Source organism: Bradyrhizobium sp. Ken01 (genome assembly GCF_055807355.1).
Genome location: NZ_JBVVPC010000007.1, coordinates 129882 through 144572, shown reverse-complemented (window position 1 = coordinate 144572; position 14691 = coordinate 129882). Strand labels below are relative to the sequence as shown.

Annotated in this window: 13 protein-coding genes; 5 read left to right on the top strand and 8 right to left on the bottom strand. The window is 65.0% G+C overall.

From position 1 onward, the window contains the following. Positions 1-83: 83 nt before the first annotated feature. The gene (locus AC0L3S_RS10245) at positions 84-1745 is read right to left on the bottom strand and encodes an electron transfer flavoprotein-ubiquinone oxidoreductase (protein ID WP_473278952.1); all 1662 of its coding nucleotides are present in this window, start codon (positions 1743-1745) and stop codon (positions 84-86) included. Positions 1746-1880: 135 nt separating this feature from the next. Here AC0L3S_RS10245 and AC0L3S_RS10240 point away from each other — a divergent pair, with 135 nt between their 5' ends. Beyond that, positions 1881-2696 carry a uracil-DNA glycosylase gene (locus AC0L3S_RS10240; protein WP_473278951.1) on the top strand — a complete coding sequence of 272 codons (816 nt, stop codon included), beginning with the start codon at positions 1881-1883 and terminating at the stop codon, positions 2694-2696. 118 nt (positions 2697-2814) lie between these two features. Here AC0L3S_RS10240 and AC0L3S_RS10235 read toward each other — a convergent pair whose 3' ends face one another. The 5 genes from AC0L3S_RS10235 to AC0L3S_RS10215 form a co-directional block, all read right to left on the bottom strand. Further along, positions 2815-4323, bottom strand: coding sequence for a glycosyltransferase family 39 protein (locus AC0L3S_RS10235; RefSeq protein WP_473278950.1), 1509 nt, complete (start codon positions 4321-4323; stop codon positions 2815-2817). A 98-nt stretch (positions 4324-4421) separates the two neighbouring features. Further along, positions 4422-5279 (bottom strand): ribonuclease HII, encoded by an 858-nt coding sequence (locus AC0L3S_RS10230; protein ID WP_473278949.1) that lies wholly within the window; start codon positions 5277-5279, stop codon positions 4422-4424. Between the two features lie 84 nt (positions 5280-5363). Further along, complete coding sequence (locus tag AC0L3S_RS10225; protein ID WP_473262867.1) at positions 5364-5819, bottom strand: VOC family protein; 456 nt, start codon at positions 5817-5819, stop codon at positions 5364-5366. Between the two features lie 24 nt (positions 5820-5843). Further along, positions 5844-7007, bottom strand: coding sequence for a PA0069 family radical SAM protein (locus tag AC0L3S_RS10220; protein ID WP_473262865.1), 1164 nt, complete (start codon positions 7005-7007; stop codon positions 5844-5846). 30 nt (positions 7008-7037) lie between these two features. Further along, positions 7038-7220: a hypothetical protein gene (locus tag AC0L3S_RS10215; RefSeq protein ID WP_473262864.1), complete on the bottom strand. Its 183-nt coding sequence runs from the start codon at positions 7218-7220 to the stop codon at positions 7038-7040. Between AC0L3S_RS10215 and AC0L3S_RS10210 the strand changes: the two genes are divergently transcribed. Together AC0L3S_RS10210 and AC0L3S_RS10205 are read left to right on the top strand one after the other, a co-directional pair. Beyond that, entirely contained in the window at positions 7219-9633 is a 2415-nt protein-coding gene (locus tag AC0L3S_RS10210) for a phosphoketolase family protein (RefSeq protein ID WP_473262863.1), read from the top strand. The genes AC0L3S_RS10215 and AC0L3S_RS10210 overlap by 2 nt on opposite strands. A gap of 8 nt (positions 9634-9641) precedes the next feature. After that, positions 9642-10829 (top strand): acetate/propionate family kinase, encoded by a 1188-nt coding sequence (locus tag AC0L3S_RS10205; protein ID WP_473278948.1) that lies wholly within the window; start codon positions 9642-9644, stop codon positions 10827-10829. A gap of 232 nt (positions 10830-11061) precedes the next feature. Here the strand turns inward: AC0L3S_RS10205 and AC0L3S_RS10200 are convergent, their stop codons facing one another. Beyond that, positions 11062-11901: an RMD1 family protein gene (locus AC0L3S_RS10200; protein ID WP_473262861.1), complete on the bottom strand. Its 840-nt coding sequence runs from the start codon at positions 11899-11901 to the stop codon at positions 11062-11064. A gap of 328 nt (positions 11902-12229) precedes the next feature. On the opposite strand from AC0L3S_RS10200, the gene AC0L3S_RS10195 reads away from it, so the two are divergent. Continuing rightward, entirely contained in the window at positions 12230-12805 is a 576-nt protein-coding gene (locus tag AC0L3S_RS10195) for a glycosyltransferase family protein (protein WP_007607113.1), read from the top strand. A 62-nt stretch (positions 12806-12867) separates the two neighbouring features. Beyond that, entirely contained in the window at positions 12868-13794 is a 927-nt protein-coding gene (locus AC0L3S_RS10190; RefSeq protein ID WP_473278947.1) for a bifunctional helix-turn-helix transcriptional regulator/GNAT family N-acetyltransferase, read from the top strand. 270 nt (positions 13795-14064) lie between these two features. Here AC0L3S_RS10190 and moaB read toward each other — a convergent pair whose 3' ends face one another. After that, positions 14065-14628, bottom strand: a complete 564-nt coding sequence (gene moaB / locus AC0L3S_RS10185) for a molybdenum cofactor biosynthesis protein B (protein WP_473262859.1) — start codon at positions 14626-14628, stop codon at positions 14065-14067. Positions 14629-14691: the final 63 nt, after the last annotated feature.

The following is a 14691-nucleotide window of genomic DNA, read 5'->3' as shown; positions in this document are numbered from 1 at the left end:
GAACGTGCGTCACAGGGCGAAGATCACGCAACTTTGGTCACATTGGGCCTTGGTCACATGGATCGTGGCTTGATGACCCCAGCCTACATCGCCTCGTAGTTCGGACCGCCGCCGCCCTCCGGGGGAACCCAGGTGATATTGCCGTTGGGGTCTTTCACGTCGCAGGTTTTGCAGTGAACGCAGTTCTGGGCGTTGATCTGGAAGCGCGGGCCCGGACCTTCCTCGATCCACTCATAGACGCCGGCCGGGCAATAGCGATTCGAGGGACCGGCGAACACGTCGTGCTCGGAGGTCTTCTGGAGGTTCATGTCCGTGACCTTGAGATGGACCGGCTGGTCCTCCTCATGATTGGTATTGGACAGGAACACCGACGAGAGCTTATCGAAGGAAATCTTGCCGTCCGGCTTCGGGTAGGTCCGCGGTGCGTGGGTCTTGGCCGGATCGAGCGTCGCACGATCGGGCTTGGCGTGCGATTGGGTGCCAAACAGCGAGCCGCCGAACAGCGTATTGCACCACATGTCGAAGCCGCCGAGCGCAACGCCGAGCACCGTGCCGAACTTCGACCACAACGGCTTGACGTTGCGGACCAGGAACAAATCCTTGCCGACCGAGGAGGAGCGCCAGGCGTTCTCGTAGTCGACGATCTCGTCATTGGCGCGATCGGCGGCAATGGCGGACGCAACGTGCTCGGCGGCGAGCATGCCCGTGCCCATCGCGTTGTGCACGCCCTTGATCCGGGGAACGTTGACGAAGCCGGCGGCGCAGCCGATCAGGGCGCCGCCGGGGAAGCTGAGTTTCGGGACCGACTGATAGCCGCCCTCGGTGATGGCGCGCGCGCCATAGGCGAGCCGCTTGGCACCTTCGAAGGTGGAGCGGATTGACGGATGGGTCTTGAAACGCTGGAACTCGTCGAACGGTGACAGATACGGGTCATCGTAGTTGAGATGCACGACGAAGCCGACGGCAACGAGGTTGTCGTCGTAGTGATAGAGGAACGAGCCACCGCCGGTCTTCAGATCGAGCGGCCAGCCGAACGAATGCTGGATCATACCCTTCTGGTGCTTGGCGGGATCGATCTGCCAGACTTCCTTGAGCCCGATGCCGAATTTCGCCGGCTCGCTCTTGGTATCCAGCGCGAACTTCGCGATGAGCTGTTTGGTCAGGCTGCCGCGCGCGCCTTCCGCGAACAGCGTGTACTTGCCGAACAATTCCATGCCACGGGTAAAGGAGTCCTTCGGCTTACCGTCCCGGCCGATGCCCATGTCGCCCGTGGCAATGCCCTTCACCGCGCCCTGCTCGTCATAGAGCACCTCGGCCGCGGCAAAGCCCGGATAGATCTCGACGCCTAGCGCTTCCGCTTTGCGTGCCAGCCAGCGGCAGACATTGCCAAGCGAGCCGATATAGCAGTGATGATTGTCCATCAGCGGCGGCATGATGAAGTTAGGCAGCCTGATCGCGCCGCCGCTCGTCATCCAGTAGAAGCGGTCGTCCTTCACCTGGGTCTTCAGAGGACAATCGGAATCCTCGCGCCAGTCCGGCATCAGCTTGTCGAGCCCGGCCGGGTCGATCACGGCGCCGGAGAGAATATGCGCACCGACCTCGGAGCCCTTCTCCACCACGACGACATTGAGATCGGCATTGATCTGCTTCAGCCGGATCGCTGCAGCCAGGCCCGAGGGGCCTGCGCCGACGATGACGACGTCGAATTCCATGGATTCGCGCGGGGGAAGTTCTTCGGTGCTCATCTGATCTCAGCCCTTGAGACGGTCCTTGGTCGATTGCGCCCTCTTGTTTCCGATTTTTCCGGGTAGGACAACCTCGGAAATGCGTTTCGCCGGGGTGCAAGGCGCCCCAAACTGGACTAATAGTCAGACTTTCCGATGATCCCAGAACCCGCACCCACGGTCCGAGAGCTTCTCGCCTTCTATCTGGAGGCCGGAGTCGATTGCACGCTCGCGGAGGAGCCGATCGACCGCCTGGCGGAATTGGATGTTCCACCTCCGGCCCCGCGCGCGCCACCTCCCGTCGAGGCTTCACGGCCGGCCGCCGCGCCCGCGGTGATGCGCGGCGAGGCGGCACCGGCGCCCGACGTCGCGATCGCCTCGGCGCGCGAGGCCGCGCGCACCGCGCCGACGCTCGAGGCGCTGCGCGAGTTGATGCAGAGCTTTGACGGCTGCGCGCTGAAGCACACGGCGACACGGCTGGTTTTCGCCGACGGTAATCCGCAGGCGCGCATCATGTTCGTCGGCGAGGCACCGGGCCGCGACGAGGACATCGAGGGGCTGCCCTTCGTCGGGCGCAGCGGCAAGCTGCTCGATTTGATGATGGGAGCCATAGGCCTCAACCGCACCACCGCCTACATCGCCAACGTGATTCCCTGGCGGCCGCCCGGCAACCGCACGCCGACGCCGCAGGAGACGCAAATCTGCCTGCCCTTCATCCAGCGCCAGATCGAGCTGGTGAATCCGGACGTGCTGGTGACGCTCGGCAATCCCTCGACGCAGACGCTGCTGTCGACCCGCGAAGGCATCATGCGTACCCGCGGCCGCTGGTTCGACTACGAGACGGGCGGGCGCACCATCCGCGCGCTGCCGACCTTCCACCCCGCCTATCTGCTGCGCTCGCCGTCGTACAAGCGGCTGGCCTGGCAGGATCTGCGCGCGATCGCGAAGGTGCTGGCGCAAGGCGCGCCATAGCGACACACGCGGTGTCATTCCGGGGCTCGCGAAGCGAGAGCCCGGAATCCATCCATCCACCAACTGCCGTCCGATGGATTCCGGGCTCGCGCCGGACGGCGCGCCCCGGAATGACAAGCTACGTCCCCTTCGGCCGCACGATGGCCCAGCCGATACGCAGGAGTTGCTGGCGTCCGGTCACCAGCCATTCGAAGGCGCGCGGGACTTCCGGGACGATGCCGGGAAAGCGCGCGAGGATGTCCGGCGGCGGGGTGCCGGCGGTATCGGAGGCGCGCCAGACCACGACGCCGCCGGTCTCGCTGAACTTGGCCTGATTGATCCAGGGCGTGCGCGCGGGCTCGGCATCGATGAAGAGATGGGGCCGGCCGGAATGCAGCGTGATCAGGCTCGCAAGCTGGGTCTCGCCGGCGACCGCGCGCAGACGATGATTGGTGCGGCGGGCAAAGCTCTCGTCGAAGAAGTCCGAAATCGCCCGCGCCGGCATCGAGGTCGCGATCTCGTTGGCACCGGTCCACGGCAGGAGCAGGACGGCGAGCACGACGCCGATTGCGGGCGCGATGACGGCGGCCGCCCAGACCATCCGCAGCATCCTCGCGCGACGCATCGCGATGAGATCGCCGGCTCCCACGACCACGGCAAGTCCCGACAACACCAGCACGACGCCGGCGCCGCCGACGACGGCATCGAGGCCCAACAGGCCCGAGATCAGCACCGCTCCGAGCGCCGGCGCCAGCGCGAAGAAATAGACGAAATTGCGCGCGAGCGGCTCGACCGGCGGGCGGTAGATGATCGGCGCCTCCTCGCTCTTAGGAACGAACAGGCCGGTGTTGAGGACCGTCAGCGCCGGGATCGCCGCCGCACCGAGCAGGAGTCCCCCGAGCAGCCACGCCGCGTGCAGCGCGCGGGCATTGAGCTGGGCGACCTCAGGCAAGGCCGGCAGGACAAGCACCTCCGCGGGCATCAGCCAGACGGCATAGGGCAATGCCAGCACGGCGACGACCACCAGTGCAAACAGCGGGTCGAATGCGCGCAGCGTGCGGCGGCCGTCCGCGGTTGCGAGTGCGAAGACGACAATCAGCAACAGCAGGAAGATCGCAGCCGGCGTCGTCAGCAGCAAGAGGCCGGCCTCGATCGACCAGGCAAACCAGGCGTTGCCGCGGCGCTGCCCGATGATCTGCCAGGAATGCAGCAGCAGCAGCGCCCAGAGCGGCCGCGCCAGCACCAGCGGGCCGAAGTCGAGTGCGGGCGAGGAGAAGGCCAGCAGCGTCATGGTCAGCAGCACGGCCAGCACTGCCTGCTGGGCGCCGACCACCGCGCGGGACAGATGATAGAGGGAGATCAACGTCGCGACCCCGCAGAGCTCCGCCAGGACGTAGACGCCGAACACGTGGCCGCCGGCGGCGCGATAGGCGATGTCGGCAAGCCAGACCGGCAAGGGCGGGCCCAAATCAGTACCGACCTGGTATTCGCGGCCGAAGGCTAGCAGGGTCGCGAGGCTGCCGGGCGGGCTGCGATAAAACACCAGCGCCACGAACAGCCACATCGCCGCCTGGAGCAGCACGGCGATCCAGACGATCAGCCGCGGCCGCGCGCGAATGAGCTCGATGACCAGGGAGGTAAACCGCATGCAACGTCCGAAAGATGCAGCCAACCCGTGAAGCCGGCCCTATTCGCTCACGATTGGTTTGATAGAGGGCGGCACGCGTCGTGGCAACCGAGTCTCGTCTAGAGATTTGCCGACGCGTCGACTTCCAGGCTCGTATCCACCTGTACCTCGATCTCGGTCACCGCAAACAGATCCTGCGCCTGCTCGACCGTCCAGGGCATGTGCTTGGCGCGCGCGGCGGCGACGGGGGCGAAGAAGCTGCGGTGGTGGACGGTGGGGCCGAGGCGGTTGAGCGCGTCGAGGTGCTCGGGCACGGCGTAGCCCTTGTGCTGCTCGAAACCGTAGCCGGGGCAGTCCTGCGCCAGCGCGCACATCAGGCGGTCCCGCGTCACCTTGGCGATGATCGAAGCCGCTGCGATCGACAGGACGATCCCGTCGCCGCCGATCACGGCCTCGCAATCGCATTCCGTGTCGAGCCGGTCGCGGCCGTCGACGAAGACGTGCCGGGGCTGCTCGGGCAGCGCCACCACGGCGCGCTTCAACGCCCACAGCGAGGCGCGCAGGATGTTGTCACGGTCGATGCGGGCGCGCGAGGCGACGGCCACCGAGACCTGGGCGGTGGCGCAGATCTTGTCGAACAGCCTTTCGCGCTCCTCGGCCGTCAGGCGCTTGGAATCATCAATGCCGCGCGGGATGCGGTTGGGATCGAGAATCACCGCCGCCGCCACCACAGGACCGGCCAGCGGCCCGCGGCCGGCCTCATCGCAGCCCGCCACCGGCCAGACGCCGCGCTTGATCAGCGCGCGCTCGCGACGGAAGCTTGGGGCGACGATAATGGCGCTCTTTGTGCCGGCCAGCGCCTTGGCGATTTTTTTGGGCGCAGCCTTCTCGTTCTTAGGCGCAGCCTTCGTGTTCTCAGGTGCAGCCTTCGTGGGCGCGCCTTTGGCCGGCTTCTTGGCGGATTGATCCCGAATCATGGTCGGGATCGTGCGCAAGCGGCATGGCCTGCGCAACCGGGAACCTCGGACAATTCCCGCTATTCAAGATTCAAGTCAGCCGCCCTATTCCGCCAGATGCACCCGCCGGTCCTCGCCGACGTCGATGCCGGGCGCGACCACGACTTCCCAGGGATGGCCGTCAGGATCGGCGAAATAACCGGAATAGCCGCCGTAGTCGGTCTCGTGTGCGGCCTTCAGCAGCGCGGCTCCCTTGCCGACGGCGAAGGCCAGCACCGCATCCACCTCCTCACGCGCGCGGCAGTTCCAGGCGAGCGTCATGCCGCGGAACGTCGATGGCCTCGGATGATCAGGCAATGTGGCGTCGGCCGCGAGCTGATCCCAGGGAAACAACGCGAGCACCGAACCGCCGGTGTCATAGAACGCAACGGCCTCGCCGGTCACCTTCAGCCGGCGCGAAAAACCGAGCGCATCGTAAAAGGCAATGCTGGCGCGGATATCATTCACGCCCAGCGTGATGACGGTAAGCCGCGGGATTGGAGCTGGCAGTTCCTGACTCATACGACGCCTCTCCCACTTCGTCGCTCAGAACAGGCTGAGCTGATCGCCGTTCCGCTTCGGCTTGGCAAAATGATCCGTCGTCAGCTTGGAGCGCCGTTTGTTCAGCCCGAGCCTGTCGCAGGCGATCTCGAAGCGGCGGCCGATCGTCCAGGCCATCGGCCCGGTGCCCTTCATGCGCTCGCCCCATTTCGCGTCGTAGTCGCGGCCGCCGCGCATGTCGCGGATCAGCGTGAAGACGTGGCGATAGCGGTCCGGATAGTTCGCCATCAGCCATTCACGGAAGAGATCGCGCACCTCGAGCGGCAACCGCAGCAACACGTAGGAGGCTTCCTTGACGCCGGCATGGGCGGCGGCATCCAGGATGCGCTCGATCTCGGAATCATTCAGCGCGGGGATCACGGGCGCGACCATGACGGTGGTCGGAATGCCGGCCTCGGAAAGCTGCTTCAGCGCCTCCAGCCGCTTCGGCGGCGTCGATGCCCGCGGCTCCATGGTGCGCGCCAGTTTCGGATCGAGCGAGGTCACGGAGATCCCGACCTTGGCGAGGTTGCGCCTGGCCATGCGTGCAAGAATGTCGATGTCGCGGGTCACCAGCGCCGACTTGGTGACGATCCCGACGGGATGGCCGGCGCGCTCCAGCACCTCCAGAATGCCGCGCATGATTTTGCGCTCGCGCTCGATCGGCTGATAGGGATCGGTGTTGGTGCCGATCGCGATCATCCGCGGCTCATAGCCCGGCGCCGCAAGCTCCTTCTCGAGCAGAGCCGGCGCCTCGGGCTTCACGAACAGCTTCGACTCGAAGTCGAGCCCCGGCGACAAGCCGAGATAGGCATGCGTCGGCCGCGCGAAGCAATAGACGCAGCCGTGCTCGCAGCCGCGGTAGGGATTGATCGAGCGGTCGAAGCCAATGTCGGGAGATTCGTTGCGGGTGATCACCTTGCGCGAGGTGTCGATCCCGACCGTGGTCTTGAACGGAGGCAGTTCTTCAAGGCTCTGCCAGCCATCGTCGAATGTGACGCGCGCCTCGGCCTCAAACCGGCCGCTGGCGTTGGACTGCGCGCCCCGGCCTCGCCTGCGCTGGCGGTCGATGGCGACCGCCAGCTCAGGGAAGTCAGAAGGCGCACCCGCCGGCTCGGAGGGCGCCGTGACCGGCGGGTGCTTGAGAGCATGAGAGGATGCTGGACTCATGAAGCCAAGATAGCACGCCAACGGAACAAATCAAGAACACAAACCAAAAACGTGAAAACAACCCCATGCACAGTAGAGCTGCCCAAACTTCGCGCGCCCGCTTTTGACTTCACGCAACAGTAGCGTCACGGCGATCCCGTTTGATGCTGCCGAAGGATCGATCTCGCCGGAACTCGGTTGGTGACGATCCCGGGTGAAGGTCGGCAGGAACATGACGAATCAACAACAATTGGCCGCCGCGAGCAGCGACCTCGATCTGCTCGATCGCTATTGGCGCGCCGCGAACTATCTCTCCGTCGGGCAGATCTACCTTCTCGACAACCCGCTGCTGCGCGAGCCGTTGCGGCCCGAGCACATCAAGCCGCGTTTGCTCGGCCATTGGGGCACGACGCCCGGTTTGAACTTCATTTATGCCCATCTCAACCGCGTCATCCGCGCGCTGGACCTGAACGTGATCTATGTCTGCGGTCCCGGGCACGGCGGCCCCGGCATGGTCGCCAACACCTATCTCGAAGGCAGCTACAGCGAGATCTATCCCGATATCGCGCGCGATACCGAGGGGTTGCGCAAGCTGTTCAGGCAATTCTCCTTCCCCGGCGGCATCCCGAGTCACGCGGCGCCGGAAACGCCGGGCTCGATCCACGAAGGCGGTGAGCTCGGCTACGCGCTGGTGCATGCCTATGGCGCGGCCTTCGACAATCCCGACCTGATCGTCGCCTGTGTCGTCGGCGACGGCGAGGCCGAGACCGGCCCGCTCGCCGCGTCCTGGCACTCCAACAAGTTCCTCAATCCCGCGCATGACGGCGCGGTGCTGCCGATCCTGCATCTCAACGGCTACAAGATTGCCAATCCGACCGTGCTCGGGCGGATGCGCGACGAAGAGATCCGCGATCTCTTCCGCGGGCTCGGTCACGAGCCGCTATTCGTCGAGGGCAACGATCCCAAATTGATGCATCGGACCATGGCAGACGCGCTCGACGTCGCGCTCGTCAGCATCCGCTCGATCCAGCAGCACGCCCGCGACGGCCGCAAGAGCGTCGAACGCCCGCGCTGGCCGATGATCGTGCTGCGCAGCCCGAAGGGCTGGACCGGCCCCAAGGAAGTCGACGGCAAGAAGGTGGAGGGTTTTTGGCGGGCGCATCAGGTGCCCGTCGCGAACTGCCGCGACAATCCAGCGCATTTGAAGATTCTCGAAGACTGGATGCGCAGCTACGAGCCAGAAAAGTTGTTCGACGCGAACGGCGCGCTCATTGCCGAGCTCCAGGCGCTCGCGCCCGGAGGCAATCGCCGCGTGGGCGCCAATCCACACGCCAATGGTGGCCTTCTGAAGAAGGAGCTGAAGCTGCCGGACTTCCGCAGCTTCGCCGTCGAGGTCGCTGAGCCGGGCGGCGTCGTGGCGGAGGCAACCCGCGAGCTCGGCAAATTCCTGCGCGACGTCATCCGCCTCAACGCCGAGGCCCGCAACTTCCGCATCATGGGCCCGGACGAGACCGCGTCAAACCGGCTCGATGCGGTGTTCGAGGCCACCGAACGGGTCTGGATGGAGCCGACAAAACCTTACGACGTGCATCTCGCCCAGGACGGACGCGTGATGGAAGTCCTGAGCGAGCATCTCTGCCAGGGCTGGTTAGAGGGCTATCTGCTCACCGGACGCCACGGCTTCTTCTCCTGCTACGAGGCGTTCATCCACATCGTGGATTCCATGTTCAACCAGCACGCCAAATGGCTGAAGGTGACCCGGCATCTGCCGTGGCGGCGACCGATCGCCTCGCTCAACTATCTGCTCACCTCGCATGTCTGGCGCCAGGACCACAACGGTTTCAGCCATCAGGATCCAGGTTTCGTCGATCTCGTCGCCAACAAGAAGGCCGACATCGTCCGCATCTACTTCCCGCCGGACGCCAACACGCTGCTGTGGATCGCCGATCATTGCCTGCGCACCTATGACCGCGTCAACGTCATCGTCGCCGGCAAGCAGCCGGCGCCGCAATGGCTGTCGATGCAGGAGGCAGCCACGCATTGCGATGCCGGCATCGGCATCTGGAGCTGGGCCGGCACGGAAGACGCGAATGGCGAGCCCGATGTCGTGATGGCCTGCGCCGGCGACGTGCCGACACTGGAAACGCTCGCTGCCGTCGACCTGCTGCGCAAGGCGCTGCCCGAGCTGAAGATCCGCGTCGTCAACGTCGTCGACCTCATGACGCTGCAACCCAGGGAGCAGCACCCGCACGGTTTGTCCGACCGCGACTTCGACGGCCTGTTCACGCGCGACAAGCCGGTGATCTTCGCCTATCACGGCTATCCCTATCTGATCCACCGGCTGACTTATAACCGCACCAACCACGCCGGCATGCACGTCCGCGGCTTTGCCGAGGAAGGCACCACGACGACGCCGTTCGACATGGTCGTGCTCAACGAGCTCGACCGCTATCACCTCGCGATCGAGGCGATCGAGCGCGTGCCGGGGCTCGCGACCAGGGCGGCGCACGTGAAGCAGCAATTCCGCGACAAGCTGATCGAGCATTCGCGCTATGTGCGCGAATACGGCGAGGACATGCCGGAAATTCAGGAATGGGTCTGGCAGAACAGCGCCGGCGGCAACACGCCGGCAGAGGCGGGCGACTGACAGCAGCGATGTCGAACACAGTTCTCGTTCTCAACTCGGGATCCTCGAGCATCAAATTCGGCCTGTTCGATATCTCGGCGGCCGGGCCCACCCTGCTCTGCAAGGGCCTGCTCGACGAGCACGAGACGAAGCCGCGGCTCGTCGTGAAGAGCCCCGAGGGCGAAGACCTGTTCGAGAATCGGAGGGAAGCGTCGGATGCGGCCAGCGATCACCTGTTCGCCGACGTGCTCGGCTTCATCGAGGATCGTTTCGGCGATCGTCGCTTGCGCGCCGTCGGCCATCGTGTCGTCCATGGCGGTCCGCACTATTCCGCGCCGGTCGAGCTGACGGACGATGTCACCGCAAAGCTGGAGGCGTTGACGCCGCTGGCGCCGCTGCACCAGCCGCGGTGCCTGGCGCCGGTCCGTGCCATCAGGGCCATCAGGCCCGACCTGACGCACATTGCCTGCTTCGACACCGCTTTCCACCACGGCATTGCGCCGCCCGCCAGCCGCTTCGCCATCCCGCGACGTTATGAAGAGCGCGGCGTCCGGCGCTACGGATTTCATGGCCTCTCGTTCGAATATGTCGCGGGACGGCTCGCCCGAATCGCGCCGCAGCTCGTACCGAAGCGCACTGTGATCGCGCATCTCGGCAACGGCGCGAGCCTGTGCGGCTTGCGCGACGGCCGCAGCATCGACACCACGATGGGGCTGACGCCGCTCGACGGGCTGGTGATGGGCACGCGCTGCGGCAGGATCGACCCGGGCGTGCTGCTCTATCTGCAACAGCACGAGAAGATGTCGGTCGAAGATGTCCAGCACCTGCTCTATCACGAATCGGGACTGCTCGGCGTCTCCCGCATCGCTTCGGACATGCGCACGCTGCTTGCAAGCAGCGAAGCTGCGGCACGGGAGGCGGTCGAGCTCTTCACCTTCCGCGCCGCGCAGGAAGTGGCGGCGATGGCGACAACGCTTGCCGGGCTGGACTGCCTGGTCTTCACCGGCGGCATCGGCGAGCATGCCAGGGAAATCCGCAGTGCGATCGGTGAGCGTCTCGACTGGCTCGGAGTGCGCATCGATGCGGCTGCGAATGATGCGGCGCGCGAGCGCATCAACAGTGGCGATAGCACGGTCGATGTCTTCGTCATTCCAACGAATGAGGAACTGATGATCGCACGGCATTGTGCGGCGGTGCTGCGGGCCGTCTGCTCGTGATCAACGGCGTACGGTCGGCGTTGCTTCCCTTCTCCCCTTGCGGGAGAAGGTGGCGCGAAGCGCCGGATGAAGGGTTCTTTCGTCGCTTACATATGCATGTGAGTATGCGGAGACATACCCTCACCCCTGTGAGTTTGTGTCTCATCGCGGTGCTGCCCTCTCCCGCAAGGGGCGAGGGCGCAGTCACGAGCATCTCGATCGCAGGGTAAATTGATCCGGCGGCCCGCGCATTCTAGTGCGTCCCCGACCAAATCTGGAAACACCCGATCGCGACCTCGATCACGATCAGCACCACCACCGCGATTTCGAGGCGGAGCGAGCGCTGGGTATCGATGATGTCGGTAAGCGCGTTTGCGGTCGCGGACACGGCGGCGAGCTTGCGCTCGAGCGTGTCCAGGCGCTCCTTCAGTTCGTACTCGTCTTCAAGGCGGGCATAGAGCCGGTCGAGTTCGGGTTTCTCCCAGAGCACGTCGGGTTTCTCGGCCACCGCAACACGGCCGGCGACGCGCTGCTGGACGAGAAGCGCATTGCCGATCAATTGCAAGATGCCTTTGCGCCGGGGCGGCGTGCGGCCCTGCTCGGCGAGCTTGCGCGCAAATGGCTCGATCACGTCGAAGACCGCGGCGACGCGGCGCTCGTCACGTGCGAGCGAGGTGCTCTTTGCAAGCGCGTCCGCGATCAGCAACAGCCGGTCGTCGGAGAATTTGGCGAGGCAGATCGGGCCGCCCGGCTGGATAGCCTCGGCGCTTTCGTCCTTGCAAAGTTGCGCATGTGCGATCTCTTCCTCGTAGGGGCTGAACTCGCCGATCACGCGGGGCTTCAGGCTGTCGATCAGCACTTTCTCCTCCGAAGGGAGGAGACCGATCAGCACCACGACGCCGTAGCGGAAGATGACCGCAAGGCCGGCATGGACGCGGAAGGCGGCCGGCGTCGATGAGACTGTCGCGCCCATTTCGAGTCCGGAGGGATTGATGCGTTCACCGAGCATCACGGCGCGTATCCGCAAGGTCGGCGCGCCGTCCGGCCTGGGAGATGTGGCTGGCGAGTTAACAGCAAGTTGATCGGCGTTCATTCGAAGCCTCTTCAGCAGCACCATTGCACGTTTTTCCTGTTCTCGCGCTCGTCGGCTATCGCATCCTCCTCTTGCAGGATTGCGAACGGCCGGTGCGCCGGGCAATGTTGCGGCACATCTCCGGACTAATACGGACAGGACAGGCTTGGGGCGACAGATTGGCAATATCGCGGCCCTGTACGGGGCATATTTGGATGCGGCAGCTCAGCGGTTTACCATCGTATACCGAAGCGGGGCCGGAAAGTTGCACTCGGCAGCGTCACATGTTTTATGACGCCATCATAATGAGCTACGCTTCTCCCGAAGTGTGGACACTGAAGCTTCAATCATGCTGAGCGTCATCATTCCGACCGAAGGCGTCGAGCAGACCGCGGTCGCAACTCTGGCCGCGCTGGTACCCGGTGCCGCCGCAGGCATCATCCGGGAAGTGCTCCTGGTCGACGGCACCCGCAACGGCGTCATCGAGCGCGTTGCCGACGTCGCGGGCTGCCGTTTCATCGGCTTCGAAGGATCCACGCAAGGCGCCGCGCTTGCCGCCGGCGCACTCCAGGCCCGTTCGTCCTGGCTGATGTTCCTCCCTGCCGGCGCCGTGCTGGAAACCGGCTGGATCGAGGAAACCACCCAGTTCATCCAGTCGGTCTCGACCAGCGGCCGGGATCGTGCGGCCGTCTTCCGCTATGCGCGCTCGCCCTACGCCGATGCCGGTTTCCGCGATATCCTCCGGGCCCTGATGCGCAAGCTCGTTGGGCCCTTCGGCGATCAGGGACTTTTGATCGCGCGTGATCACTACGACCGCATCGGCGGCTACCCGCCCCAAGCCCGCCGCTCCGAGGCGCGGCTGCTGCGGCGGCTCGGTCGCTCGTCGCGCATCATGCTGCGCAGCCGGATCGTCATGGTCGGCTGAGGCACCTAGATACTTGCCAAAGTCAAATAATTATTTGACAATGGCAAATATCGAGGTGGCCCATGTCGTTCAATCCTCCCAGCGACCACATCGCAGCGGTCCGCGCCTTCAACCGCTTCTACACCCGCAAACTTGGCGTGCTCGACCAGCACCTTGGAAAAAGCCCGTTCTCGCTCAGCGAGGCCCGCGTGCTCTACGAGCTCGCGCAACGGGACGACCTTGCCGCAAAGGAGATCGGCAACGAGCTTGGCCTTGACCCCGGCTATCTGAGCCGGATCGTGCAAAGCTTCGATGAAAAGGGCCTGATCACCCGCAAGCCCCTGCCCGCGGATCGCAGGCAATACCAGCTCAGCCTCACCGCCAAGGGGCGCCAGACCTTTGCCAAGCTGAACCTGGGCTCGCAAAATGAGGTCGCCGCAATGCTGGCTCAGCTTTCGGCCAGCGATGCAACGCGGCTCACACAGGCTATGGCGACCATCGAGGCCGTGCTGGAGCGTCGAAGCCAGCCCGCGGCTTTCATGCTGCGCAGCCATCGCGTCGGCGACATGGGCTGGGTCATCTCCCGGCAGGCCGCCGCCTATGCGGCCGACTACAACTGGGATATCAGCTACGAGGCCCTGGTCGCCGAGATCTGCGCACAGTTCATCAAGAACTATGACGCCGCGCGCGAGCACTGCTGGATTGCGGAAGTGGGCGGCGAGCCGGTCGGCTCGATCTTTCTGGTCAAGGCTACGGACCAGATCGCCAAGCTGCGCCTGTTGCAGGTGGAAAAGAAAGCGCGGGGACTCGGTGTCGGCCGCGCGCTGGTCCAGCAATGCATCCAGGGCGCACGCGAGAGGGGCTACAGCAAGATGACGCTGTGGACGCAAAGCATCCTGGTCGCCGCGCGTGGCATCTATCAAAGTGCAGGCTTCAAGCTCGTGAAGGAAGAGAAGCACCACAGCTTCGGGCAGGATCTGATTGGGGAAACGTGGGAGCGGGATCTGTGATGCTGCAACAGCGGGCGAGATGCGCATGAATGTGCCCTCGCCCCCCTTGCGGGAGAGGGCAGCGATGCTGGTAAACCCAAGCTCACTTGGGTGAGGGGTTGTCTCCGCAAGCATCTGTGCAAATGGACAGATACCCCTCATCCGGCGCCATAGCCGAAGCTTCGCTTCGGCGTTCTCTGAGAACGACGGCCCAAGGCCGCCTATGCCACCTTCCCCCACATCCGCCTTCGCTAAAGCTTCGGCGGACATGAGCGGAGAAGGAATGTCCAACTACACCGTCGCGCCCTGCGCCTTTGGCCGGCGCAGGTGCTCGTCCAATCGCGGCATGATCTCGACGAAATTGCAGGGACGCGTGCGGTAGTCGAGCTGGGCTTTGAGGATGCCGTCCCAGCCGTCGCGGCAGGCACCGGGCGAACCTGGGAGGCAGAAGATGTAGGTTGCGCCCGCGACGCCGGCCGTGGCGCGGCTCTGGATCGTCGACGTGCCGATCTTGGCGTGGCTCAGCATGTGGAATGCGATCGAGAAGCCGTCCATGCGCTTCTCGAACAAGGGCTCGATCGCCTCCGGCGTGACGTCGCGCCCCGTGAAGCCGGTGCCGCCGGTGGTGATGACGACGTCGACGCCTGCGTCCGCAATCCAGCGGCGGATGGCGGCGCGGATCGTCTCGACGTCGTCGGTGACGATCTCGCGCGCGGCGAGATGATGGCCGGCAGCGGCGAGACGGTCGGCGAGCGTCTGGCCGGACTTGTCGTCAGCCAGCGCGCGCGTGTCGGACACGGTGAGTACCGCGATGTTGAGCGGAACGAACTGTTTTGTTTCGTCGGTGGAGGTCATTGCAACTCACCTTCTTTCACCGCCCACTGCGTCATCCTGAGGTGCGCGCTCTTGCGCGCCTCG

Excerpts from the sequence above, each read along its gene's own strand:
- AC0L3S_RS10215 (WP_473262864.1), bottom strand. The coding sequence starts at position 7,220 with ATGTTCCTGCCGACCTTCACCCGGGATCGTCACCAACCGAGTTCCGGC.
- AC0L3S_RS10225 (WP_473262867.1), bottom strand. The coding sequence starts at position 5,819 with ATGAGTCAGGAACTGCCAGCTCCAATCCCGCGGCTTACCGTCATCACG.
- AC0L3S_RS10200 (WP_473262861.1), bottom strand. The coding sequence starts at position 11,901 with ATGAACGCCGATCAACTTGCTGTTAACTCGCCAGCCACATCTCCCAGG.
- AC0L3S_RS10210 (WP_473262863.1), top strand. The coding sequence starts at position 7,219 with ATGACGAATCAACAACAATTGGCCGCCGCGAGCAGCGACCTCGATCTG.
- AC0L3S_RS10195 (WP_007607113.1), top strand. The coding sequence starts at position 12,230 with ATGCTGAGCGTCATCATTCCGACCGAAGGCGTCGAGCAGACCGCGGTC.
- AC0L3S_RS10235 (WP_473278950.1), bottom strand. The coding sequence starts at position 4,323 with ATGCGGTTTACCTCCCTGGTCATCGAGCTCATTCGCGCGCGGCCGCGG.
- AC0L3S_RS10205 (WP_473278948.1), top strand. The coding sequence starts at position 9,642 with ATGTCGAACACAGTTCTCGTTCTCAACTCGGGATCCTCGAGCATCAAA.
- AC0L3S_RS10245 (WP_473278952.1), bottom strand. The coding sequence starts at position 1,745 with ATGAGCACCGAAGAACTTCCCCCGCGCGAATCCATGGAATTCGACGTC.
- AC0L3S_RS10190 (WP_473278947.1), top strand. The coding sequence starts at position 12,868 with ATGTCGTTCAATCCTCCCAGCGACCACATCGCAGCGGTCCGCGCCTTC.
- AC0L3S_RS10240 (WP_473278951.1), top strand. The coding sequence starts at position 1,881 with ATGATCCCAGAACCCGCACCCACGGTCCGAGAGCTTCTCGCCTTCTAT.
- AC0L3S_RS10220 (WP_473262865.1), bottom strand. The coding sequence starts at position 7,007 with ATGAGTCCAGCATCCTCTCATGCTCTCAAGCACCCGCCGGTCACGGCG.
- AC0L3S_RS10230 (WP_473278949.1), bottom strand. The coding sequence starts at position 5,279 with ATGATTCGGGATCAATCCGCCAAGAAGCCGGCCAAAGGCGCGCCCACG.
- moaB (WP_473262859.1), bottom strand. The coding sequence starts at position 14,628 with ATGACCTCCACCGACGAAACAAAACAGTTCGTTCCGCTCAACATCGCG.